Annotated in this window: 16 protein-coding genes; 8 read left to right on the forward strand and 8 right to left on the reverse strand. The window is 69.8% G+C overall.

Annotated elements, in window-relative coordinates; genetic code table 11:
- Positions 1–139: 139 nt before the first annotated feature.
- Positions 140–1960: a S8 family serine peptidase gene (locus tag VH969_RS19060; protein ID WP_331976037.1), complete on the reverse strand. Its 1821-nt coding sequence runs from the start codon at positions 1958–1960 to the stop codon at positions 140–142.
- 317 nt (positions 1961–2277) lie between these two features.
- Here VH969_RS19060 and VH969_RS19065 point away from each other — a divergent pair, with 317 nt between their 5' ends.
- Positions 2278–3909, forward strand: a complete 1632-nt coding sequence (locus tag VH969_RS19065) for a glycoside hydrolase family 3 N-terminal domain-containing protein (RefSeq protein WP_331976039.1) — start codon at positions 2278–2280, stop codon at positions 3907–3909.
- Between the two features lie 19 nt (positions 3910–3928).
- On the opposite strand, the gene VH969_RS19070 is transcribed toward VH969_RS19065, so the two are convergent.
- A complete protein-coding gene (locus tag VH969_RS19070; RefSeq protein WP_331976041.1) occupies positions 3929–5395 on the reverse strand; it encodes a serine/threonine protein kinase in 1467 nt (488 codons plus the stop codon).
- A 304-nt stretch (positions 5396–5699) separates the two neighbouring features.
- Here VH969_RS19070 and VH969_RS19075 point away from each other — a divergent pair, with 304 nt between their 5' ends.
- The 4 genes from VH969_RS19075 to VH969_RS19090 all read left to right on the forward strand — a co-directional run bounded on the left by VH969_RS19075 (position 5700) and on the right by VH969_RS19090 (position 10208).
- The gene (locus VH969_RS19075) at positions 5700–8468 is read left to right on the forward strand and encodes a winged helix-turn-helix domain-containing protein (protein WP_331976043.1); all 2769 of its coding nucleotides are present in this window, start codon (positions 5700–5702) and stop codon (positions 8466–8468) included.
- Between the two features lie 125 nt (positions 8469–8593).
- On the forward strand, positions 8594–9277 hold the full coding sequence (locus VH969_RS19080; protein WP_331976045.1) for a hypothetical protein: 684 nt from the start codon (positions 8594–8596) through the stop codon (positions 9275–9277).
- Positions 9274–9942: a DUF2306 domain-containing protein gene (locus tag VH969_RS19085; RefSeq protein WP_331976047.1), complete on the forward strand. Its 669-nt coding sequence runs from the start codon at positions 9274–9276 to the stop codon at positions 9940–9942. The genes VH969_RS19080 and VH969_RS19085 overlap by 4 nt, the downstream gene beginning before the upstream one ends.
- On the forward strand, positions 9939–10208 hold the full coding sequence (locus VH969_RS19090) for a DUF8691 family protein (protein WP_331976049.1): 270 nt from the start codon (positions 9939–9941) through the stop codon (positions 10206–10208). The genes VH969_RS19085 and VH969_RS19090 overlap by 4 nt, the downstream gene beginning before the upstream one ends.
- Here the strand turns inward: VH969_RS19090 and VH969_RS19095 are convergent.
- The 3 genes from VH969_RS19095 to VH969_RS19105 form a co-directional block, all read right to left on the reverse strand.
- Positions 10205–13024, reverse strand: coding sequence for a tetratricopeptide repeat protein (locus tag VH969_RS19095; RefSeq protein WP_331976051.1), 2820 nt, complete (start codon positions 13022–13024; stop codon positions 10205–10207). The two genes, VH969_RS19090 and VH969_RS19095, sit on opposite strands and share 4 nt — an antisense overlap.
- Positions 13025–13244: 220 nt before the next feature.
- The gene (locus VH969_RS19100; protein ID WP_331976053.1) at positions 13245–16880 is read right to left on the reverse strand and encodes a P-loop domain-containing protein; all 3636 of its coding nucleotides are present in this window, start codon (positions 16878–16880) and stop codon (positions 13245–13247) included.
- 12 nt (positions 16881–16892) lie between these two features.
- Positions 16893–17273 (reverse strand): Het-E N-terminal domain-containing protein, encoded by a 381-nt coding sequence (locus tag VH969_RS19105; RefSeq protein WP_331976055.1) that lies wholly within the window; start codon positions 17271–17273, stop codon positions 16893–16895.
- A 248-nt stretch (positions 17274–17521) separates the two neighbouring features.
- Between VH969_RS19105 and VH969_RS19110 the strand changes: the two genes are divergently transcribed.
- The 3 genes from VH969_RS19110 (at position 17522) to VH969_RS19120 (ending at position 21462) form a co-directional block, all read left to right on the forward strand.
- Positions 17522–18235 (forward strand): DUF4386 domain-containing protein, encoded by a 714-nt coding sequence (locus tag VH969_RS19110; RefSeq protein ID WP_331976057.1) that lies wholly within the window; start codon positions 17522–17524, stop codon positions 18233–18235.
- A gap of 273 nt (positions 18236–18508) precedes the next feature.
- The gene (locus VH969_RS19115) at positions 18509–19240 is read left to right on the forward strand and encodes a hypothetical protein (RefSeq protein WP_331976059.1); all 732 of its coding nucleotides are present in this window, start codon (positions 18509–18511) and stop codon (positions 19238–19240) included.
- 56 nt (positions 19241–19296) lie between these two features.
- Positions 19297–21462 carry a diguanylate cyclase gene (locus tag VH969_RS19120; RefSeq protein WP_331976065.1) on the forward strand — a complete coding sequence of 722 codons (2166 nt, stop codon included), beginning with the start codon at positions 19297–19299 and terminating at the stop codon, positions 21460–21462.
- Between the two features lie 133 nt (positions 21463–21595).
- Here VH969_RS19120 and VH969_RS19125 read toward each other — a convergent pair whose 3' ends face one another.
- The 3 genes from VH969_RS19125 to VH969_RS19130 all read right to left on the reverse strand — a co-directional run.
- Positions 21596–22942 (reverse strand): purine-cytosine permease family protein, encoded by a 1347-nt coding sequence (locus VH969_RS19125; protein WP_331976061.1) that lies wholly within the window; start codon positions 22940–22942, stop codon positions 21596–21598.
- A 224-nt stretch (positions 22943–23166) separates the two neighbouring features.
- Positions 23167–23595, reverse strand: a complete 429-nt coding sequence (locus tag VH969_RS34555; RefSeq protein WP_414638569.1) for a GNAT family N-acetyltransferase — start codon at positions 23593–23595, stop codon at positions 23167–23169.
- A gap of 28 nt (positions 23596–23623) precedes the next feature.
- Positions 23624–24297 (reverse strand): carbohydrate ABC transporter permease (locus VH969_RS19130; protein WP_331976063.1); only part of this gene is annotated, 674 nt, incomplete at its 5' end.

Here is a 24297-nt window from a genome sequence, read left to right on the forward strand (position 1 = left end):
ACCAAGGCACGCATGGCATCCCTGCTCGCGGCACCGGACGCCACCTGACGCGACGAACGCGGCCACCGGCACGATCGGGGCACGATCGCGCGGTGCGTGGGTGCCGGTGACGGCGGCAGCCGCCGCCACCGGCCACGGGTCACAGGTCGAGCGTCCAGCCGACGATCCGGCCGGTGTCACCCGCCGCCTGGTCGCTGACGCGCAGGTTCCAGGTCCCGTCGGCGAGTTCGCCGGACAGGTCGACCGTGTACGTCTGGTCGATGTTGTCCGCGCTGCCGCCGGTGCGGTTGTGCAGGTTGTAGGCCGTGCCGTCCGGCGCGACCAGGTCCACCACGAGGTCACCGATCCAGGTGTGCTCGATGTGCACCTCAACGGTCGCCTCGAAGCTGCCGGAGCCGGTGCAGTTGATCGCGATCGGGCTGTTCACCGTCGAGAGGTCGGCGATGGCCACCTTCTTCTTGCTCGACTTGGCGGCGCAGTTCGTGCTCGGCGGGAACACCGTCCAGCTGAACGCCGCGTCGTCGGAGAGCCCGGCGCTGTCGGTGACGGTGGCCGTCACGGAGTAGGAGCCTTCGGTGGTCGGCGTGCCGGAGATCAGTCCCGAGTCGTCGATCGCCAGGCCGGGCGGCAGGCCGGTCGCCGTCCAGCTGTACGGCGCGGTGCCGCCGAACACGTTGAGCTGCACCGAGTCGGCGGTCCCGACGCTGCTGGTCTGCGCGCCGGGGTTGCCCGCGAGCGGCGCGCCCGGGGTGCCGTCGGACGGTGTGTACAGCAGCCTGTTCGGCGAGCCGGCGCCCGGGTCGCTGATCTTGTCCGGCGTGCTGTTGGCGATCAGCGCCGCCTGCACGGTGGCCGGCGGGTCGTCCGGGTGGTCGGCGAGCCAGAGTGCGGACGCGCCCGTCACGTGTGGCGTCGCCATGGACGTGCCGCTGATCGTGTTGGTCGCGTTGTCGTCGGTGTTCCACGAGGACGTGATGTCCAGGCCCGGCGCGAAGATGTCGGTGCAGGTGCCGTAGTTCGAGAACGAGGCACGCGCGTCGCCCGAGTCCGACGCGTTCACCGTGATCGCCTCGGCCACGCGCGCCGGGGTGAAGTTGCACGCGTCCGAGGCGGAGTTGCCGGACGCGATCGAGTAGGTGACCCCGGAGGCGATGGAGTTGCGCACGGCGTCCTCGGTGGCCTGGTCACTGCCCGCGGCACCGAGGCTCATGTTGGCCACGGCCGGCTTGACGGCGTTGGCGGTGACCCAGTCGATGCCCGCGATGACGCCCGCGAAGCTGCCGGAGCCGCCGCAGTCGAGGACCTTCACGGCGACGAGCGCGACGCCCTTCGCGACGCCGTACTCGGCGCCGCCGATGGTGCCCGCCACGTGCGTGCCGTGCCCGTTACAGTCGTTGTCGTTGCCGTCCCCGACGGTGTTGGTGCCCCACGTGGCGCGGCCGCCGAAGGTGTGGTGGGTGATGCGGATACCCGTGTCGATCACGTACGCGTGCACGTTCGCCGCCGTCGGGCCGTAGGCGTAGTTGTCGTCCAGCGGCAGGTCCCGCTGGTCGATCCGGTCCAGGCCCCAGGACGGCGGGTTGGGCTGGTCGGTCGTGGCCCTCACGACCGCGTCCTGCTCGACGTAGGCCACGCGTGGATCGGCGGCCATCTTGCGGGCCTGGTCGGCGGTCATGCGCGCGGCGAAACCGTTGAGCGCGTGGCCGTACACCGTGCGCGCGTGCCCGCCGTACTCGGCGGTGAGCGATCGTGCGCTCGATGCCGCCTGGGCCCTCGGCGCGGCATCGTCCTTCATGACTACGACGTAGCTGTCCTTGATGGCCCCGGCACGATCGGCACCGAGCACCTGTCCCTCGGCGGCGGCCGGCAGGGCCGCGGCCACCATCATCGACGACGCCACGGCCGCGGCGAATAACAGGCCGCCCAGTCGTCTTGACCAGGACGCGCGAACATCTCCCATGTCGGGGTTCTCCCTCGAACAGAAGTACAGGCACGCCAAAGTCGGCGTGCAGGGCAGGGTTGAGAGCAGGGATAAGGAATGCCCGCGCGGACGATCACGAGCGTAGCGACACCGGCGTCGGCGAACAATCTTCAACAAAGTGAGTGGCCATCCGGTGAAATTCTGTTACATCGTTCAGTGCAGCGAGATGCCCCGAAGGCGCTATCAAGGTCGACACCGCCGCACAGACCCGGACTACCGGTACCACCGCGGCCGCGGCCCGGCCTTCGAATGTCCGCGCCTCCGCAACGTTTCCTCACGGTGAACGTCCTTACGGCGTGAGGAAAGCACGGCTGGCGGCCGCGGTGGCGGCATGCGGGGTCTTCGTGGGCGGGGCGGCCCCGACGGTGGCGGCGCCGGCATCGGACGACCCGGCGGGCTGCGTGTCCGCGGTGCTCGGTTCGATGAGCCTGGCTCAGCAGGCCGGGCAGCTGTTCATGATGGGAGTGAGCAGCACGGCGCCCACGTCCTCGCAGCTGTCGCTGATCAGTGCGCGCCACCTCGGCGGCGTGATCCTGATGGGACACACGAGCCAGGGGGTTTCCGCCACCCGCGCGGTCGCCAACGCGCTGCAGGCGCGAGCCACGTCCACCGCTGGTACGGCACTGTTCGTCGCCGTCGACCAGGAGGGCGGCAACGTGCAGGTCCTGAGCGGCCCCGGGTTCTCCACGATGCCGACCGCGCTGACCCAGGGCCGCTGGGCGAGCGGCACATTGCGTACGAACGCCGCCGCATGGGGAAGGCAGCTGCTCCAGGCGGGCGTGACGATGAACCTGGCACCAGTGCTCGACACGGTGCCGTCCGCACTGGGCACCGGCAACAAGCCGATCGGTTACTACTACCGCGAGTTCGGCTACACCCCGGCCGTGGTCGCCTCCCACGGTCTCGCGTTCGCGGCCGGCATGGGTGACGGCCGCGTCCAGGCTGCCGGGAAGCACTTCCCCGGTCTGGGCCGGGTCCGGGACAACACCGACACGACGTTCGGCGTCACCGACAGCGCCACCACTCGCAACGACGCCTACCTGCAGCCGTTCACCACGGCCGCGCACGCCCGCGTCACCGCGGTCATGGTCTCGGAGGCGATCTACAGCAGGATCGACGGTAAGCGGGCGGTGTTCTCCCCGACCGTCATGAAGACCATGCTCCGTGGTGACCTCGGCTTCACCGGCATCATCGTCTCCGACAGCATGGCCGCCGCCGCGGTCCGCGACCTCACCCCGGCCGCCCGCGCCACCACGTTCCTCGCCGCCGGCGGCACGGTCGTGCTGGACACCAACCCCGCCGACATCCCGGTCATGATCGACGCCGTTGTCGCCAGGGCGACCGCGGAGGGCACCTTCCGTTCGGCGGTCACCGAGGACGCCCGGCTCGTGCTGACCGCCAAGTACACCGCCGGGCTCGTGTCCTGCCCGTCCGCATCCGACCCGATCGCGCTGCACTACACCGCGCTCGGCGGTGCCGCGGCATACGGCAACCCGACGACCGCCGAGTACCGGGTTGCCGGTGGGCGCGCCCGGGACTACGAGCGTGGCTCGGTCGTCTGGTCCTGGCGGACCGGCGCCAAGGCCGTGCACGGCGCCATCGCCGCCCGATACCGGAACCTGGGCGGCACCGCGGGAGTCCTCGGTTTCGCCACCACCGACGAGCGCACCACGCCGGACGGCATCGGCCGGTACAACCACTTCGACGCCGGCCGCGGCGGCTCGATCTACTGGACGCCGTCGACCGGGGCGCACGAGGTGCTGGGCGCGATCCGTGCCCGGTGGGCGTCACTCGGCTGGGAGCGCAGCGCGCTTGCCTACCCGATCAGCGGCGAGTACGCCGTCAACGGCGGCCGGCGCAGCGACTTCCAGCACGGTTCGATCACCTGGAACCGCGCGACCGGCGCCACCACAGTCATCTACCGCTGACGAACGCGCGCACGCGCGGTCAGTGTCCGTGGCTTTGATCGTTCGTGTGGCCGGTGCCGTTGTCCTTGCTGCTGCCGTGCCCGTTGTTCCCGTCGCCGTCGTGGCCGTGGCCGTGCGGGTCGTGGCTGACATTGCCACGGCCCATGCCGTTGCCGCCCTTGTCGTTAACGGTGTCGTTGCCGGTGTTGCCCTGTTCCTGTTGGCCGCCGGCGTTGTCACCGTTCCGGTCGGCGTCGCCGCCGGGGTGGCCGCCGGCATTCGTGGGCCGGGGGTTGGCGGGCCGCGCGGCCGGCGGCGCGTTCGGCGAGCGGTGAACCGGAGGCGGTGTGTGCGGCTGGCGAACCGGGGCGTCGGTGCCTGGCCCGGTGCCTGGCCCGGTGTTTGGCCCGGTGGTCCCGGTGGCCGGCTGGGCGGGCGCGGGTTGCTGGCCTGGAGCGGGTGCCGCCCCGCCGGTGAACAACACGGCCCACACCGCGGCGGCCGTGGCCGCGCCGCCGAGGCCGACGAGGATCGCGCCCTGCCGGCTGATGCGCCGGTGAGCCAGCCGGTCATGCCGCCCCGGTCGCATCGGCGGCCGCATCGGGTTCGGCAGGTGCGCGTAGGCACTGATCGTGGGCTTGAGGCGCCCGTAGGTGGGCAGGTCGCCGGGTCCACGCGGGGCGGGTACGCCACCCGCGTGGCGCACGCCGCGCAGGCGTTCCGCACACGCCGCCGCGTCGGGCCGCTCGGCCGGGTGGTGGGCGGTCATGGCGGTGAGCAGTTCATGCCAATCGTGGTCGAGCCCCTCGGGCATCAGCGGCCGGCGGTACAACCGCGCGACCGCGGCCTCGATATCCGGGCCGGTGTATTCCGCACGTCCGGTCAAGCACTCCAGCAGCACCAGGCCCAGCGCGTACACGTCGGCTGCCGCACCGGTCTCCTCTCCCCTGACCTGCTCCGGCGCGAGGTAGCACGCGGTGCCCATAACCTGCCCGGGATCGGTCAAGTGCGCAGACCCACGCAACCAGGCCAGCCCGAAGTCGGCCAGGTAGGCCTCGCCGGACTGATCGATGAGCACGTTGGACGGCTTGACGTCGCGATGCACGATCCCGTGACCGTGCACATAGGAAAGCGCGTCGGCGAGCCGCGCGCCGATCCCGGCGACCACGCCCGGATCCAAGGGACCGTCGTCGATCCGCTCGCACAGCGTGCCGCCGCGGACGAGCCGCATGACCAGGTACGGCCGCTCGTCGGTGAGCCAGCCGTCGAACACCGACACCAACGCGGGATGCGACAGGCCGGCGAGCATCCGTACCTCGTCGGTGAACCGGCGGCCGACGGCACGATCATCGGGTTGGCAGCTGAGCTTGACCGCGACATCGCGGTCGAGCAGGACGTCGTGCGCCGCGTAGACATCCGCCATCCCGCCCCGCCCGATCAGTTCGGCAAGCCGATACCTGCCGCCCAGCACCTCGCCCACCGGTGGCGCGTGATCACGCGTGCTCATCCCCGACCTCCTGGCGTACGACGCTTACTACCCGTCGACGTCACCACTCGAACCGTAGACACCACATCGACGCCCTGGGCCGCCAACTTGAGATGCGGCGGCAGACAGCGCATGGGTTGCTAATGCATCGGCTACAACGGCCGCACGGCAACCGGAGCACTCCTGTGCTCCTTCGGATCGGGTACCGCCCTCGCGGCGTCCGCTCCGCGGCGTCGCGATTGGACGCACATGTCGGCCCAGCAACGGGCTCACCGGCGGCGCGCGAATACAAACGCCGGCGGAACGGCGGGCCTACGATGACCGAATGCCTGTGCTGGGCACCAAACTGCACCTGCCCTCGCCGCGTCGCCGGCTGGTGCGGCGCGCGCGGCTCACCGATCAGCTGCGCGCGGCGGGAGGCGACGGGTTGCGGCTGGTGCTCATCGCGGCTCCGGCGGGGTTCGGCAAGACCACGCTGCTGGCCCAGTGGTTGGCGGCGGGCGAGGAGCCGCGGCGCCGGGTGGCGTGGTTGTCGCTCGACCCGGGTGACGCCGATCTGCGGCTGTTCCTGACCCACCTCGTGGCAGCGGTTCGGACCGCCGAGCCCAAGGCCGGTGTCGACGCACTCGCCATGTTGGACGCCGCCGGCACCACGCCGACCGACGCCGTCCTGGTCAGCCTGATCAATGACCTCGACGTGCTCGCCGGTCCCACGGTGGTGGCACTCGACGACTACCACGTCATCGACGAGGCAGCCGTGCACGAGGCCGTGACCTTCCTACTGGACAACCTGCCGCCGCAGGTCACGCTGGCGATGTCCACCCGGGCCGACCCGCCACTGCCCTTGTCCCGGTTGCGTGCGCGCGGCGAGCTACTGGAGGTGCGGGCCGCCGATCTGCGGTTCACCACCGACGAAGCGGCGGCGTTCCTCAACGAGGTGATGGGGCTGCGGCTGGCGCCGGCACTCGTGGCCGCGCTCGAGGCGCGTACCGAGGGATGGGCGGCCGGGCTGCAGCTGGCCGCGCTGTCGGCGCGGACCCATGCCGGAGACGGGTCCGGCGACGGGTCCGGCGACGGGTCCGGCGACGTCGCCGGTTTCGTCGAGGCCTTCTCCGGAAGCCATCGCTTCGTCCTCGACTATCTCGTCGAGGAGGTTCTGCACCGCCAGCCGGATGATGTGCGCGCGTTCCTGCTCGACACCTCCGTGCTCGATCAGCTGACCGGCGGGCTCTGCGACGCCGTGACCGGTCGCGCCGACGGTCAGCCGATGCTGGAGGCGCTTGAGCGCGAGAACCTGTTCGTCGTCGCGCTCGACGACGAGCGCCGGTGGTACCGCTATCACCACCTGTTCGCCGACGTGTTGCGTGCCCGTCTGGCCGCCCGGCACGCCGACCGGGTGGGCGAGCTGCACACCGCGGCCAGCCGATGGCTCGCCGCCAACGGGCTGCTGGCCGATGCCGTGCGGCACGCCATGGCGGGCGGGGACCACGAGTACACCGCCGACCTCGTCGAGCTCGCCCTGCCCGACCTGCGCCGACGACGCCAGGAACACACGCTTCGCGACTGGCTGGGCGCGCTGCCCGACGACGTCGTCCGCCGCCGACCGCTGCTCGCCACCTTCGTGGGGTGGCGCCGGCTCTCCGACGGTGATATCGACGGAGTGGAGGCGTACCTCGACGCCGCCGAGGCCGTTCTCGGCACGACACCGCGGCCGACCATCCCCACGGCGCAGTCGGCGGACTCGCTCGCCGAGGCAGCCAGGGACCGGGACGGCGAGGTCCGCTCCCTCCCGGCCATGATCGCGGTCTACCGCGCCTCGGTCGCCCAGGCCCGGGGTGACGTCGACGGCACGGTCTCGCACGCCCGCCGGGCACTCGCGCTGGCCGGGCCGGAGGACCACTTTCCGCGCGGCGCCGCCGCCGGCTTCGTCGGCCTGGCGGCATGGGCCGCCGGCGACCTCGCCACCGCGGTGGACACGTTCGCCGAAGCGGTGGCCGGCCTGCACGCGGCCGGCATGATCGCGGACGAGCTGGGCGCGACCGTCGTGCTGGCGAACATGTGGCTGGCGCGCGGACGCCCCCTCGAGGCGCGCCGCCGCTACGAACGCGCGCTGGCCGCCGCCGAGAACCACCCCGGCCCGGTGCTGTCCACCACCGGCGACCTGCACGTCGGCCTCGCGGACGTCCTGCGCGAGCAGGGCGAGCTCGAGGCGGCCGCGGAACACCTCGAGATCGCCCGCGAGCTCGGCGACCGGGCCTCGGTGGTCGAGAACCGGCACCGCTGGTACACCGCGACGGCCGCGCTGCTACTGGCCAGAGGCGACCTCGACGGCGCGATCGCGATGCTCGACCAGGCCGAGCCACTCTTCCTGCCCGGCTACTTCCCCGACGTGCGGCCGATCGCCGCGACCAGGGCGCGGCTGCGGATCGTCCAGGGCCGCCTCGACGACGCCCGGTCATGGGCGCGCGAGCGCGGGGTCGCGCCGACGGATCCGCCGACCTTCCTGGCCGAGTACGACCAGCTCACCCTCGCCCGGCTGCTCGTCGCCGAGGGTGCCGCGCGCGGGGCGATCGGCCTGCTCGACCGCGTACTGCACGCCGCGCGGGCGGCGGGCCGCGACGGCAGCCTGGTCGAGGCGGGTCTGGTGCGGGCGCTCGCCCACCACGCGAACGGCGACGCGGACGCGGCGGCGGCCGACCTCGCTGCCGCCCTCACCGCCGGGGTGCCGGCCGGCTACTGCCGGCTCTTCCTCGACGAGGGACGGCCGATGGCCGAGCTGCTCGCGCTGGTCGCCCACGCCGCGGCGCACGACGTCCGCACGCACGCCGCGCACCTGCTGGCCGCCGCACAGCCACCACCCGCACCCGCCGCACCTTCCGTCCCCACCGGATCCGTCTCGGCGGTCGAGCTCAGCGCGCGCGAGGTCGAGGTGCTGCGCCTGCTGGCGACCGAGCTGAGCGGGCCGCAGATCGCGCGTCGGCTCTTCGTCTCGGTGAACACGCTGCGCACGCACACCAAGCACATCTTCACCAAGCTCGACGTGAACACCCGCCGCGCCGCGGTAGCTCGAGCCGCGGCCCTCGGCCTGCTCTGAGCGTCGCCACGGTCGAATCACCATCCCGGTCACATCACATGGTGATGTGGCCTCACCACGTCGATTCCTAGCGTTCGCGGCGACGTCGGACGCAACGCCCGGCACCGGACACCAAGGAATCCGACATGAACATCACCGCCAACCGCCTCACCGCCGCCGCCGGCGTCTGCGCCGCGGCCGCCGGCGCCATCTTCATCGGGGTCCAGATCAACCACCCGCCGGCCGACGTCGCGCACGTCGTCACCACCGAGATGGCGGTCCGCGAGATCGCGAAGGCTTTGATGGCCGTCCTGGCGCTGGCGGGCTTCACCGGCATGTTCCTTCGCCACCGCCGCGAGTTCGGCGTCCTCGGACTCGCCGGCTACCTCCTGCTGACCGCCGGCTACCTCGCCCTGTTCGCCGTCCAGTGCGTCGTCGCCTTCGTCCTCCCGACGGTGGCCCACTCGGCCCCGGGATACGTGCAGGACTTCCTCGACGCGGCCATGGGCGGCAGCCCAAGCGGCGACATCGGCCTCATGCACACGGTGTTCCTCGTCTCCGGCATGGGTTACTCGATCGGTGGACTGCTGTTCGGTATCGCGCTGTTCCGCGCCGGCATCCTGGCCCGCTGGGCGTCCCTGCTGCTCGCCTGCGCCACCACCGCCGCCCTCGCGCTGTCCGTGCTGCCGGAGTCCTTCAGCCGCCCGTTCGCGGTGCCGACCGGCGTCGCGCTGATCGGCCTCGGCATCTCGCTGTGGCGCGACCAGCGCCGGCAAGCCGAGACCGGCGCGCACGGCACGGTGCGGGTCGCGAAGCCGGCGACCCGATGAGCACCCGGGAGCGGAGCTGGCCGGTGCCGATCGTGCTGGTGGCGCTCAGCGCGATCCCGCTTGCGGCCGGCACCCTGCGGATGATCCAGCTCGCCGGCGGTCCCGCCGTCATCCCCGCCGACCACCGGTTCGCCGACTTCCCGGTCCCGCTCGTGGCGCACATCCTGGGCGCGACGACGTACGTGCTCGTCGGGATCCTGCAGTTCGTGCCGCGGTTTCGCCGCCGGCACCCGGCCTGGCACCGGCGGGCCGGCCGGGTGCTGGCCGTGGCCGGCCTCCTCGTGGCCATCTCGGCGGTATGGATGACGCTGTGCTACGAGGCGCAGCCCGGCACCGGCGACCTGCTTTACGTGCTCCGCCTGGTCTTCGGGTCCGCGATGGCCGCCTGCCTCGTGCTCGGCTTCGCCGCCGTACGTCGCCGCGACATCGCGGCGCACCGGGCATGGATGAGCCGGGCCTACGCGATCGGCCTGGCCGCCGGGACGCAGGCCGTCACCGAGGGCGTCGGCGGCGCGATCTTCGGCACCGGTGTGCTCGCCGCCGACATCGCCAAGGGTGCCGGTTGGGTGCTCAACCTGGCCGTCGCCGAGTGGGCCATCCGCCGCCCCGCGCGCCCCCGCCCCGCAGTCCCCACAGGTCCTCAGCGAGTTGGAGCACTCCCGTGAACACCGCCCCCACGACGTACGCGATCCGCGTCGACGGCCACCTCGACGACCACTGGTCGACCTCGCTCGACGCGCTCGACATGACCCGCCACGACGACGGCACCACCACCATCACCATCTCGGTCGCCGACCAAGCACAACTCCACGGTGTACTCGCCCGCCTGCGCGACATCGGCACGGTCCTCACCGAACTCCACACCACCGGCGCCAGCCCTGATCCGCCGATCGGGCGGTCATCAGCGTGGCGCGACGGTTGTGCTCGCTAGGTGCCGATGAGCCGCCGCGCCTCCGACAGCGGCATGCTGGCGTCGCCGATGCGCTGGTCGCTGTCGCCGTCGATGGCGGCGTCGTAGGCGAGCGCCAGCGCGGCGAACGCACGCGCCAGCGCGTGTGTGGTCCTGCAGTCGGGCGGCCCGGACTTGTTGGGATAGGTCACGCGCTGCATCTCGGCCCATTGCCAGGCCTGGTTCTCCCAGTCGAACTCAGGGCCGGTCAGCTGTTCAGCGGTCTTCTGCCGGTCGGCGAGGGCTTCGTTGGCCTTGTTGATGATGCGCAGTGCCTCCTCCCGTATGTCGGCGTTGTCTGCCGGCACCCGGCCCGTCACCACCACTTGGCGCAGCGCCGCCCAGCTCTGCGCGCCCGCCGCGGTTCCGGGCGCGGCGGTGAACGACTTGTTCGCCTGGTCGACGAAGAAGTGGCTACGGATCCACAGCGCGGCGCGGATCTGGCACAGGTTGCGCTGCGTGATCAACGCGTCTGACCAGGTTTCGACAAAATTGGCATGTTCATGACCGGCGTCGACATGGTCTGCCTCGGGCGGATCCAGTGTGGCGATGTCGGGCAACGCGACCTGCCACGGGGCAGCACCGGCAGGCCGGTCGCGGAAGTAGGTGATCGCGGCCAGCCGGTCGGGCCAGTTGCGGTGCGCGGCTGTCAGCTGGTGCACGATCCACCACGCATGTCCGTCGTCGCCGCCGTCGTCTGCGTGCCACCGGCTTTCCATCGTCCGCGCGCATTCGACGACGAGACGCAGGCTGTATTCGCTCAGTTCAGTGATCTGCGTGCGTCGCGGGCGCAGCACGACGGGGCCGCTGGCGGAGCCGATCGCCGCCGCGAACGGCTGGAACTCGCTGCACCGGCGGAGCTCTCGCAGGTCCGCGTCCTCGCTGAGGATCCAGGACCGCTGCCGGCTGACGTGCGAGCTGTCCGCGGACTCCAGGCCGGTGAACAGCGCTTTGGTGGCGGCGCGGGCGAAGCTTCGGTGCTGTTCGTCGCGTCCGATGAGGACCAGTGCCTGCCCGAAGACGCAGGCGGCGTTGTAGTGGTCCATCCAGACCGATGTGGACCGCGTCGCGCGCTCGATTCTGCGGTGAAGACCGCCGAGCAATGTCTCTGCCTCGCCTGGCGCGAGGGCGCTTTCGTTCGCTTCGTCGCGCCCGCGCGCGGCGACTTCGAGCCGGAGCGTGATCCAACTGTCGTGGGCCATCTTCAGCGACCGGGTGGTGAGCTCCGAGTCGTCCACCCAGCCGAGCCACGAGCGGTGGTCGCGCACCAACTGCTGGAGTTCGTAGCGGGACATCAGGATGAAGATCCGCTTCAGCTCGACCTTGGCCTCGAGTGCCGCGGCGCCATCGTCTGGCTGAGCCTTCTCGGTGAGGTCGGTCAGCTTGGTTTTCAGCTCTTCGGCGTGTGACTTTCCGGCGTGCCGCAGCATCCGCGGGCCGCCGTCGCCGTCCCGCCATACCGGTCCGTAACGTTCGGCGAGCGTCTTGACCAGCATATGGCGCAGTCGGCTTCGTTCCCGCGATCGCGGATCCGTCGCGTCGAGCTTGATCCACTGCGGGGTCAGCTTCTCGAAGTAGGCGAGCGCGGTCGCGTACCGGAATCGAGCGAGAAACGGGTTGCCGTATCGACGCCAACGCCCGAGCCGCTGCCAGGCGGTGAACCGGTGCCGGCCGGTCCCGTCGACCTGCCTGCCGTGCAGCCAGCTGTTGTAACGCTCCGGGCTGCCCGACCACAGTACGAGCGCGCTGTTGTAGGTGGCGAGCGCATCCAGGTAGAGACCGAGCTGCTCCTGTATCTGGGCCATCTCCAGGCGGATCAGTGGGTTCAGCGAGTCCCTTCCCAGCGCGGACCGGTAGCGGCCGAGCGCCTCGTCGTAGCGTCGCTGCTGGCGGAAGGCGCTTGCCTCCTCGTAGTCGTCGAGCAACTCGACCGGGAGACTGCGCCCGTGCCAGTGCCGCCACGGGGATGCGAGGCAGCGCCGGGTGAGCGGCAGGATGGCTGCCGCCACCACCCTCGCTGCCCGCTCCGCGGCCTGTTCCGGAGTCGGCGCCCACACCGTGCCCGCGACTGTGCGCTGCCGGGGCAGCACCGTCACTCGCACGGACACCCCGCAGGAGTCCTTGTTCCCCGGCCGGTGCAATATGGCACCGTCCACTCGGTACGCCGAACGCGGAATGATCCTGCTGATGACCTCTATGGTCGTCGCCCACCAGGATTCCCGGCTGCTTTCCCGCATGGTCTGCAGGAAACCACCACCAACCGCTTCGCCGGGCGTCGGCGTGGGCAGGTAGACGCTGACCGAGGACAGCTTCTCGCGAAGCATCATCGTCACGTACGCGCCCAGAGCAGCCTGTTCCGTGTTCTGTTCGGATCCGATGTCCACACTGGTCGATGCCTCGTCCAGATGTGCGACCTCGATCGGCCCCGGCCGCACGGTCAGCCACCAGAACTTCAACCACCGCAACGAGATAATGACCGCGACGGCGACGACGAAGAACTCGATGCGCGCACCGATGACCGCCGCGGCGTCCGCGTCCTTGCCGAACAACACCCCGACACCCGCGGTGACGTGCCGGATGTGAGTCACGACCGCACCGAACGGGTCGAGCCAGCCGGGCGGGTCCATCGGATGGCCGGCGAACGACGCGGCCAGCAGACCGAGCACCGTCCCGCTAACCACGAGCGCGGCGAATCGCGGCAGGAATCGCGGCCGCGGCAACCGGGCGGAGAAATCCGGCGTGCGCCGCAGCAGTCGGCTGAGAAATTTCGGCATGACGGCCCCCAGCAGAGCGCGCACAGCAACCAGCGGGAATATCGCGAAGGGGTACCGCACCATTACAACCCGTCGAATTTCAATTCCGTCACGTCACCGGAGGAGGTCAGGCTTCCGACCGCGACGTGCGCCGGGTGCTGGACGAGGAGCGGGACCGGTTCGCTGACGCCCGTATCCACTGAAACGCCAAGCCGTCGGGCGTTTGGTCACCTGTGTCGGATGAAGCGGCCGCGCGCAAGTGATATCACGACGCATCCGGGTTGGTTACCGCATCGAATTCGGCGAGGACGGTCGCGACCGCGTCCGGCGCTACCTCGATCAGTTGTCGAATTGGCAGGTGCCAGTCCGCGATCCGCAACGCTCGGGCGACCGCACGCGCGCGGCGGCGCAGATCCGCGGTTTCCGTCGCTGCCAGCAAAGCTCGCGCTCGATCCTCAGGGGTGACGACGGTGTCAATGGAGTCGGCGATGGTCTCGGCTCGATCGAGATCGCCGGCCTTGGCCGCGGCTTCAGCCACCGCCGCGAGCACCCCCGCCCGCGTATAGGAGTTGCCGATCGAGTGGGCGATTTCCGCGGCGTGCCCGATCATCGTCGATGCTCGATCGACATCGCCGACCTTGGCCACGGCGTCGGCCACCGACAACAGCGCACGCGCCTGCGCTTCGGTGACGGTGATGGCGCGAGCGATGTCCTCGGCACCCACGATCAACGCGCGCGCTCGATCGATATCACCGACCTTGGCCACGGCATCAGCCAGCAACGCCAGGACACGTACGTTCGCCTCTTCCGACAAGTGGTTACGAATGACCCGGGTAGAACGCACGGGCCCAGTGGCACGAACGGAGTGGGCGAGGGCTTCGACGCGCACGAGCAGCTTCGCCGCTCGATGGAGATCACCAGCCTTGGCGGTGGCTTCAGCCATCGACACCAAGACCCTCGCCTCATCCTCGGAGGTGAGGGAACTCGCAATGACCTCGGCACGGTCGAGGTCGCCGGCCCGGGCCGCTGCTTCGGCTCGGCCGCGCTCGACGGTCCTGGCCGCTGCCGCGGCCGACGACTCCAGCCCCCTCGCCCGCTGGTAGCCGCGTTGGTCAGAATGCGGCAGGGAGTCGGCGAACGAGCGGGCGATCGTCTTTGCCCGCATGATCAACGTAGCTGCTCGATCGAAGTCACCGACCCTGGCCGCGACCTCACCCACCCGCTTCAGACCCCAGGCCTGCCAGTAGGGGTCGGTGTCGGAGACCGCGATGGTCACGGCTCGGTCGAGGTCTCCGGCCTTGGCTACGGCTTCGGCCACCGCCACCATGGCGCTTGTCCGATCCTCCGAGGTGGTGATGGACCGGGCGACGGCCTCGGCACGCACGATCAACGCGCCCGCTCCACCGAGATCACCGGCATCGGTTGCCGCATCGACCGCCGACGCCAAGGCACGCACGGTCTTCGCCTGCTGAAACGGCTCCGGGACGGAGCGGACGACAGCCTCCGCGCGCACGATCAACGTGCCTGCTCGGTCGAGATCACCGGCCCTGGCGGCAACCTCGGCCACCGCCGCCATGGCCCACGCTTGCTGCTTGGACACGGTGATGGAGTCGGCGATGGCCTCGGCTCGGTCGAAGTCGCCGATCTCGGCTGCCCCTTCCGCCACCGACACGAGCACCCCCGCCTGCTGGTCGCGCATGAGCCGGGAGTCGGCGGTGATGGAGCGGGCGATGGCCTCGGCACGCGCGACCAACGCAGCTGCTCGATCCAGATCACCGGCCCTGGCTGCCGCAACCGCCACCGACACCAGATCCCACGCCTGCCGCTCGAGCTTGGTGTTGGAGCCTGCGATGACCTCGGCGCGCACGATCAACGCGCGTGCTCGATCGAGATCACCGACCTCGCCCGCCGCGCCGGCCACCGATGCCAACGCCTTCGGCTGCCAGTAGGTGTCGGTGATGGCGCCGGCGATCGCCTCGGCCTGGTCGAGGTTGCCGGCCTCGGCTGTCGTTCCGGCCACCGACGCCAGGGCACTTGCCTGCCGCTCGGGGTCGGTGATGAAGCGGGCGATCGCCCTGGCGCGGTCGAGATCACCCGCCTTGGCCGTCGCTTCGGCCACCGACAGCAGGGCACCCGCCCGCGAGTAGCTCTCGGCGATGGAGCGGGCGATGGTCTCGGCGCGGCCGAGTAACGTGTCGGCCCGGTCGAGATCGCCGGCCTCGGCCGCGGCTTGCGCCACCGACGCCACGGCCCTTGCCTGCTGGTTGAGGTGGGTGATGGAGCGGGCGATGGTCTCCACGCGCACGAACAACATGTCGGCCCGGTCGAGATCGCCGGCCTCGGCCGCCGCTTGCGCCACCGCAGCCACGGCCACTGCCTGCTCGAAGGGTTCGGCGATGGAGCAGGCGATGGCCTCGGCGTGGTCGAGGTGGCCGGCGTCGGCCGTCGCTTCGGTCACCGACAGCAGCGCAGACGCCTGCAGACCCCAGCCCTGCCGGTAGGGAATGGAGCGGGCCACCGCCTCAGCGCGGTTGAACCGGCCCAGCAGCGCCCAGACCGTCGGAAGGCGGTACGGGATGTCCCGGTTCTGGTTGATGAGGTGGTCGCGATGGATGGCCAGGCGCACCATCGCGATCACGTCCGGGTGCTCCTGAGCAACGATGACGTCCTGGGTCGTGATGATCTCGGCGAACGCCGCGGCGTCACCACCAGACAGATCAAGCATGCGAACCCGGCGGGCGAGATCGGTGACGCACGCGACCATCCGTGCGACATCGCCGGTCGCGTGCAGCATCTGGAAGTAACCGTGGAGCAGGTAGTCAGGCGTGCCGGCGGGCCATCGATCGCGCTGGTATCGCTGCGCCCAGTCGTGCAGCCGCTGCCGGTATCCGGACAGACGGGCCTCCCCCAGGAACCGCACCGCGGCTGACCGGAGCTCTTCGTGGCCGAGCACGTAGACCTGTTCCGGTGAGTTCGGCTCTGACCAGCCAGGCGCGGGCCGACGAGCGAATGTCCGCCCGGCGACGGCATGCAGGGACTCCTCGATCTCCCAGGACTGGCCCGTCAACTCCGCCAGCTCGCGGCCGTTCAATCCGCCCCCGGCGGCGGTGACCAGGCCCAGCAGGTCCTGTCCGATATGCGCGCCACGCAGCAGCCGCATCAGCTCCCGCTCGGCCTCCCGCCGGATGTCCTGCGCGTGCGGGGACGCCGCCAGGGTGCGTTCGACGGCCGGGTCCCGCAGCGGGTGCTTGGCCGGCACGTCCGACGGGACCGGCGGGTCGTGCCGTCCCGCCACGATGACGCGCATGCCCGCCACCGGACGGGCCGGCAGCAGCGCGGCGATGCTGTGCACATCCGCCTGGGCGTCCTCGTCGAGACCGTCCACGACGAGGACCAGGCGCTGCCCCCGATCCGCGCACAAGACCGCCGCGGTGTCCAGCTTCGCCCACAGGTGCGAGGCACGGGTGGCATCGGTCAGGAACGCCGGAACGGGTTCGTCGAGCATGCTCGCCAACTGTTCGATGACGACATCGAGGAAGGCGTTGCGATCGCTTTGGGCGGCTTGGCCGGCGGTGATGAAGAACGAGACGACGCGTACCGCGGGCGGCGGGTTCAGCACGAACCAGGACAGCAGCGCTGTCTTGCCCGCCCATGGTTCGGCGCGCAGCCACAGGTAGGCGCCGGTATCGGTGCCGGTGCAGAACGACTCGAGATCGGCCAGTTCGGCCTCCCTGCCCACGAGCATGTCCGGGGCGATCGCACGCACCTGGTAGTGATACGCGGACCGTGCCGTAGGGCGGCCGTCCACATGCACGTTGAACTGGATGTTGCCGGCGCCGGCCTGGACGCCCTTGGCTCCGCGGGCGTCGATGGTCCGTGCCGGCTCGTCCTCCTCCGCCACCGACGCGACCCGTCAGCGGAACGTGTTGGTCTGCGTGTTGTGGTCACCGATCTGCGTGCCCTGGGCCTCGCGCGCGTCGACGACGTTCAGCCGGGGCCGCTGCCCGGCCGTCTCGAGCTCCTGAAGCAGGGTCCGGGCAGCCGCGAGGATTTCCTCGTCGCGGTCGGCGCCGCTGGCGGACAACACGTCGCTCAGCTGAGCCTGCCACGCTTCGGACTCCACGTCGCTCGCGTCCAAGATCCGCGCATCGTCCTCGGTGCGTGCGGCCAGACGTCGGCGCACCGCCGCACGCAGTCCCGCGTACGCGTCTCGCACCGCGCTGCTCGCGGTATCCGTAAGACCTGCCGAAGCCCCCGCGGCGAGCGCCGCCACCACCAACTCCAACCCGGACACGTCCACCCCCGACTCTCGGTTGAACCGGCCCGGCGCACCACTGCGCGGACCAACACCGCCGGCGGCAAGTCTTCCACCACCGTCGCCCGACGCACCAACGTCCTCTCGCACCGCCATGGCAGGAGTTGCCGGGCGCCATCGCCGAGGACCCGTTCGGCACCGGCAGCGCACCGGCCGGTGTGCTGCGCGAACCCGTGGCCGGGACGTGTTCGGTGTGTTGACTCGTGGGCGGCGCCAGCTAGGGTCGGGTGGTGAGCACCAGAAGGATCGCCACCCTCACGGGCTGGTTGATGGTGGTCACCTTCCTCACCTCGATCCCCGCGTACTTCCTGTACGCCCCGGCGCGCGACAACCCCGAGGCCATCACCGGAGCCGGCGCCGATCCCACTGCGAGCGTGGCGTTGGGGGCTTTCCTCGAGCTCGTCCTCATCATCGCCAACGTCGGCACCGCGGTCGTGCCGTACGCGGTCTTCAAGCGGTACAGCAAAGTCCTCGCGCTGGGCTACGTCGCAGCGCGCCTCGTCGAGTGCACGTTCATCGCCATCGGGATCATCAGCCTCCTCACGTTCGTGTACATGCGGCAGGAAGGCACAGCCGGCACCGACGCCGGCCTCGGCGAGGCGTTCGTCGCCATCTATGAGCGGGCATTTTTGATCGGGCCGGGCTTCTTCGCCGGCGTCGCGAACGGAATGATCCTGGGCTACCTGATGTATCGGTCCGGCCTGGTGCCACGAGGCCTGGCGATGCTGGGGCTCATCGGAGGTCCACTCGTCGCCGCTTCGGGAATCGCCGTCATGTTCGACGTCATCGACCGTGGGTCCACACTGCAGGGCATCGCGACGATTCCGGAGTTCGTCTGGGAGCTGTCGTTCGGCATCTACCTCATCGTCAAGGGATTCAAGCCCGCTCCGGATCTGGCTGGAGAACATGGCGAACAAGGCGCACCAGATGCGGGCCCGTAGCCGGAGAATCCCGTTCAGAATGGGCTGATCGTGGTGATTCCCTGGGCAGGCGGCGTGGCGTGCGGGTGGGCGTACCACTTACCGAGCTGAAGGCGCCACACTGGTGACGACTGCCCACCAGATGTCACCTGTTCGAGTGATGTTCACCCCTCGTTGCCACCTGGGCATTCTCCGTGTTTTGGCTGGTGGGCGTGGCCGTGTGAGGTATCTCGGGAGTTGAGCGTCCGAGTTCAGGAGTGGTACGACTTCCGACTCAGGCCCCCAAAAGGGGAAATGACCTCGGTCGCCTTCTCCATCCATTCCTACCTGAATGAGGCCGCGCTGATCCCGCATTCGTTCGAGCTGTACCGCACAGCGACAGCGACGCCGGCTGACATGCTGCGAACAGCCTTGGTCGTCACCGGTCTCGCGATCATGTTGACCGGTATCGTCATGTTGTATCGCTGGGGGCGCAACGACCTCAGGGCCGGCACTTCGAGCAGGTTCGCTCTCCGGGTCGCGGTCACGATCACCGGCACCGTCCTCGCCGTCGTCGGCGCCACACCGACGTTTGTTCCGTCGGCGAGCATGTCGGCCGCAGACGCGGTAGCCGCGAGTTCGACGCAACGTCGTGCTGCCGGCTCTCCTGCCGAACGCCGCACGGGGCGAATCGTATTGACGGACGGCCATGCGGTAGACCTTGACTCTCGCGAGGACGACTGGGACGTCGCGCGGGCGAAATACATCCATTTCGGAAAAACCCTCGACCTGCGACTCTACACGTTACTCGACGTGCACGTCGGAATTGTCAAGGTCGCGCCGCGAGCAGATTACTTCGACTGTGCCGGCTCGACCGGTCGCCGGACCGAGATCGCACATGATGACTTCGCTCGGGGAGACACCTTCTGTGTCGAAAGTGACGAGGGCCGCTGGGCGCGGGTGGTAATCACCTCCAAAGACACCGACAACACCTGTTCGACGAGGGTGAAGATGGATGTCCTCGTGTGGGAGAAAGCCGGAACGTAGACACCGGAACCTCAGTCGAGGCCCCGTGACCGGCCGTTCGCGGAGCGTGTTTGGCTGTGGTGTACCGTTTCGTCGGCCAACTCGGCTCGACGCGGCAACGAGAGGCGCGGATGGTTGCTCGGCAGGTCCGTTCAGTGGTCGGCAGAGCCTGGATTCTCTACCTGGTCGGCGGTGTTCTGGTAGTCGGCGCTTATTACGTGGCCACGCGCCTCGACGCCCCGCCGGTGGTTCGAGTCACCTTGTACTGCTTGGTCAGTGCGTCCTCCGCGGCGGCCGTGCTGATCGGCTGCTGGCACGGGCTACCACGCGGGAAACCGAGGGTGCCGTGGTTGTTCCTCGGATTCAGCCAGGTCATCTACGCCGTAGCGGATATCCTGTTTTACTTCTCGCACAACGTTCTGGGCCAGACGACGTTCCCGGCCGCCGCGGACGCGTTCTACCTGCTGCACTATCCCCTGGTGGTCGTCGGCCTCATCCTGTTGATCAGACGCCGGACCCCGGGCCACGACTTGGCCAGCGTGCTCGACGCCGCCACTCTCGCAGTCGCCGTCGGCATGCTCTCCTGGTTGTACCTGATCGGCCCGCAGGCGCGCACCGGCTCGTTCAGCCTGGTCACCGTGGTGTCGGTCGCCTACCCGGTGATGGACCTGGCGATGTTCGCCGTGGCGCTGCGGCTCATCCTCGGGCCAGGTCGCCGCCCCGTGTCGTTCATGTTGCTGGCCGTCAACCTGTTGGCGATCTTCACCGCGGACACCATCTACGTGATGCAGCAGCTCAGCGGCACGTACACCACCGGCAACTTCCTGGACGCCATCTGGCTGGGTGGCAACCTGGCGCTCGGCACGGCCGCGCTGCACCCCACGGTGGGGCGCGTCGAGGAGCGGGCGGATCCCGCCGATATCCAGCTCACGCCGTTCCGGCTGGCGATGCTCGCCGGCGCCGCGCTGATCGCACCGTCCACTTTGGTGTTGCAGTACTCGCTCGGCGTACAGCGCGACATCCTGGTGATCGCCGCCGCGTGCGCGGCGCTGTTCATGCTCACCATCGGCCGCCTCGCCGGCCTCGTCGCGGATCAGCGAAGGCTCGCGACCACCGACGTGCTGACCGGCCTTCGTACCAGGCGTTTCTTCGGCGCGCAGCTTCCGGTGGAAATAGTCAAGGCACGGCGCTCCGGCGCGAAGCTCGCCGTGCTGATCGTGGACATCGACCACTTCAAGTCGATCAATGACAGGTACGGTCATCCGGCCGGTGACCGGGTGCTGGTCGAGGTGGCGCGGCGGCTGCGGGAGTCCGTCCGGCCCAGCGACGTTCTCGCGCGTTACGGCGGCGAGGAGTTCGCCCTGGTTGTGGCGAGCGTGAACGCGGAGGAGCTGGCCGCCATCGGCGAGCGGCTGCGCAACCAGGTCGCCTCCAGCCAGATCCAGGTGGCCACCGACGTGTGGCTCCACGTCACCGTGTCGATCGGCACCGCCAGCCTGCCGATGAACGGCGGCACGCCGGCCGAGCTGATCACCACCGCGGACCGCGCGCTGTACGCGGCCAAGGCGCAGGGCCGCGACCGGGTCGTGCAAGGGAACAGCAACGACCCGGACCACGGCAACGCAGCCGACATGGCCGCGTTGCTCGTCTATCTGCAGCGGGTCGCCGACGAGGTCGACGGCTGGCTGTCGACGAGCGAGCACGGCCGCGCCGTCGGGCGGTGGGCGGCACTGGTGGCCCAGTCGCTCGGCCACGACAAGCCGACCGTGTGCCGGACGGAGCTCGCGGGCCGCCTGCACGACGTCGGCAAAGTCCTTGTACCGAAAGACATCTGGTGCAAGCCGGCGGCGCTCACGACCGACGAGTTCGAGCTCGTGCGCCAGCACCCCGGGCACGGGTACCGGATGCTGAGCGTCGTGCCCGACCTGGCCGACGTGGCGGAGATCATCCACCAGCACCACGAGCGGATGGACGGCCGCGGGTATCCGCTCGGCCTCGCCGGCGAGCAGATCCGCATCGAAGCCCGGATCGTCGCCGTGTGCGACTCGTGGGCGGCGATGCTCGCCGAGCGGCCGTACCAGTCCGCGCTGAGCCACGAAACCGCGTGCGGGGAACTCATGCGGGGCAGGGGAAGCCAGTTCGACACGGATGTCGTCGACGCGTTCCTGGAGCTGTACCACAGCGGCCAGCTCGGCTCGCTGCACGTGCGGAACGAGGGCGCCGTCATGCGCGCGGCGCTCTGAGTCCCGTCAGCTGTTCTGATCGGCGCCGGCCGACGATGTACCGGCACGTCAGCACGTACGGCCGGCACGGCCGGCCGTACGTGTGCGCCTCCGCGGTGTGCCGCCCCCTTGATCCGGCCTGCGGGCCGTGCGGTCAGGTGACGTTCTCCGCGACGTGGTCGGATTCGGCGTACCCGGCCGAGTCGCCGTCCGCCACATCCGGTCGCCGGCCGAAGCCCAGCAGGGCGGCCCGATGCGAGCCCCGCGCGAGCAGCCAGGCCAGCACGACATAGAGGAGACCGGCGAGCAGCCACGCCTCCACCGCGGGGAGTCCGAGGGAGGGCACGGTCTGCTGGCCGGGCAGCAGGCCGAGGCCCCATGCGCCGAACAGCAGCGCCACCACGACCGCCACGATGCCGGGCAGGTTGCCGAGGCCGGCGGCCCGCCACGACGGAATGAAGTCGGTCGACCGACGCAAGCCCAGCATCCTCGGCAGCACGAAGCGGTCCACGCACATCACCACGGTCACACACGGCAACGCGATCGACGACCAGCTCGCCACCACGAAGAAACCCTCTTCGACGGCGGGAAACCGCCATGCGAACAACGCCGCGATCGCTGCCATCACCAGGCACGTGTGCCACCGTCGCCAGCCGCGGATGCCGCCGGCGACGTTCTGGCCTGCGTTGATCATCTCGTAGTAGTTGCCGTCGTTGATGGCCACCTGCATGATCGTGGCGAGGATCGCGCCCAGGGCGAGGACGCCGAACATCGAGTACTGCACGATGTAGCGGAACGCCGGGCCGAAGTCGTACTGGCCCGCGCCGGACAACTCCGCCATCATCCAGCCGCCTGCCACGAACAGCACGAGGCCCACCGCCAGCGCGACCACCAGCGGCAGCGTGGGCCAGAAGAAGCTGGGCTTGCCGTAGCGCCAGGTGTCCGGTTCGTTGCCCCACATCACGGAGCCGATGGCCACCCCGACACCGGCCAGGAACGGCATCGTCGCCTCGCTGGCCGGCGCCGCGGTCAGCACCGGGCCGGGGATGTCGGTGAAGCCCTTGACGAGCAAGTACACCATCCACACGATCATCAGCGGCGCGACGAGGTACCGGGCGAACGCGGCGATGCCGGTGAACCCGAACAGGTTGTTGGTGATGCCGACGACGGCAAGCAGCACGCTGATCAGCACCACGTTGCCCCAGCCGAACAGCCCGTCGTAGAGCGTGGCCAGCAGGTTGAACGCGAACGCGGTCCACCCGGCGGCGATGCCGATGAGCAGCACGGTGACCAGCGCGGACCCGATCTTGCCCAGGATCGAGCGGGTCAGCAGTGCGTGCGTCTGACCGCTGACCGAACCCAGGTAGGCGGCCGGCAACGCGTAGATCAGGTAGGCGACCGCCCCGACCGCCCCCGCGGCTACGGCCTTCACCATGGAGAAGCCCGCGTCGTGGTACTGGAACCCCACAAACAGGTAGGTGAACCCCGCGACAAGGCTCATCCACAGCGACAGAAAGTGATATTTGGAACGCCGCTCGCTCAAGGGCACGACACCGATGCGACTCGTCGAATAGTCGTGTCGCACACTGTTTTCCAAAGCCGATGCGTCCGATAATTCCTTGCGGTCCACGCTGCGCTCGCTTCGTCGCTGGTTGTTCCACCCGGGAAGTTGTCCGCAAACCTTACGGTAAGACCCTTCCGGGCATGCGGACACGTCCATCCGGCCTAGTGCGACAGCGGTACAGCGTGCTCTTGATCCGGTCGCGCCAGCCGCCGCGGGGCGGATTGTGCGTGCTCACGGGCGCCGTCCGCGGCACATCTTGCCCGGGGCCCACTGAATCGACATGCGCGGATCCTGGATCCGCACGACTTCGACCCCGAGGCGAGCATGGCGGGCCTGCGCGGGATTGTTGACGAATACACTAAGCCGGGCCCGGAACACCGCGGCCGCCGCCGCGCAGCCCGAAGGATGCGCCACGGCGGCCGGGTGCCAATGCCACGTCCTCGCGCCTCCGGGAGCAACGCGATTTCCTCGATGAAGTCGCACTCACTTTTGTGTCTGACACACACGTAGCCGACGGCCGCCCACTCTCCTCGACCACGGCGAATGGCAGATCGGCCAACTCGCCTGCTCCACTCCCCCGGCGACGAAATCGTCCAGGACCGTTTTGGCGGTCGCCGATCAGCGGCTGAAGCCGGCCGCCAGACCGCTGAGCAGCTGGCGGCGCCCGAACGCGTACAGGACCAGGATGGGCAGCGTGGTAAGGACGACGGCGGCGACGACGGCGGGCACGTTGACGCTGTACTGGCCCTGGAAGGTCCACAACGCGAGCGGCAGCACCCGCCGGTCGGGGCTCTGGGTGAGGATCAGCGGCAGCAGGAACCCGTTCCAGATGGTCAGGGCGTTGTAGATCGTCACGGTCACGATGGCCGGCCGGGTGAGCGGTGCCGCCAGCCGCCACAGCGTCGTCCACTCGCTGGCACCGTCGATCCGCATCGACTCGAACAGCTCCTTGGGCACGTCACGGATGAAGTTGGCCAGCACCAGCACGGACAGCGGGATGGCGAACGCGATCGACGGGAGGATCAGCGCCAGCAGGCTGTCGTACAGGTGCAGCCTGATGATGATCAGGTAGATCGGGATGACAGTCGCCTGCAGCGGAATGGCCAGGCCCATGAGAAAGAGCCCGTTCACCATGCGCAGGATCCGGGAGTCCCAGGCGCGCACGATGGCGTACGCGGCCATGAAGGACACGGTCACGGCGATCACCACCGTGCTGGCGGTGACCACGGCGCTGTTGACGAAGTAGCCGACGAAGTCGTTCTGGATGACCATCCGGTAGTTGGCCAGTGTCG

The sequence above is a fragment of the Actinophytocola sp. genome, assembly GCF_036555685.1.
In the GTDB taxonomy this organism is placed as follows: domain Bacteria; phylum Actinomycetota; class Actinomycetes; order Mycobacteriales; family Pseudonocardiaceae; genus Actinophytocola.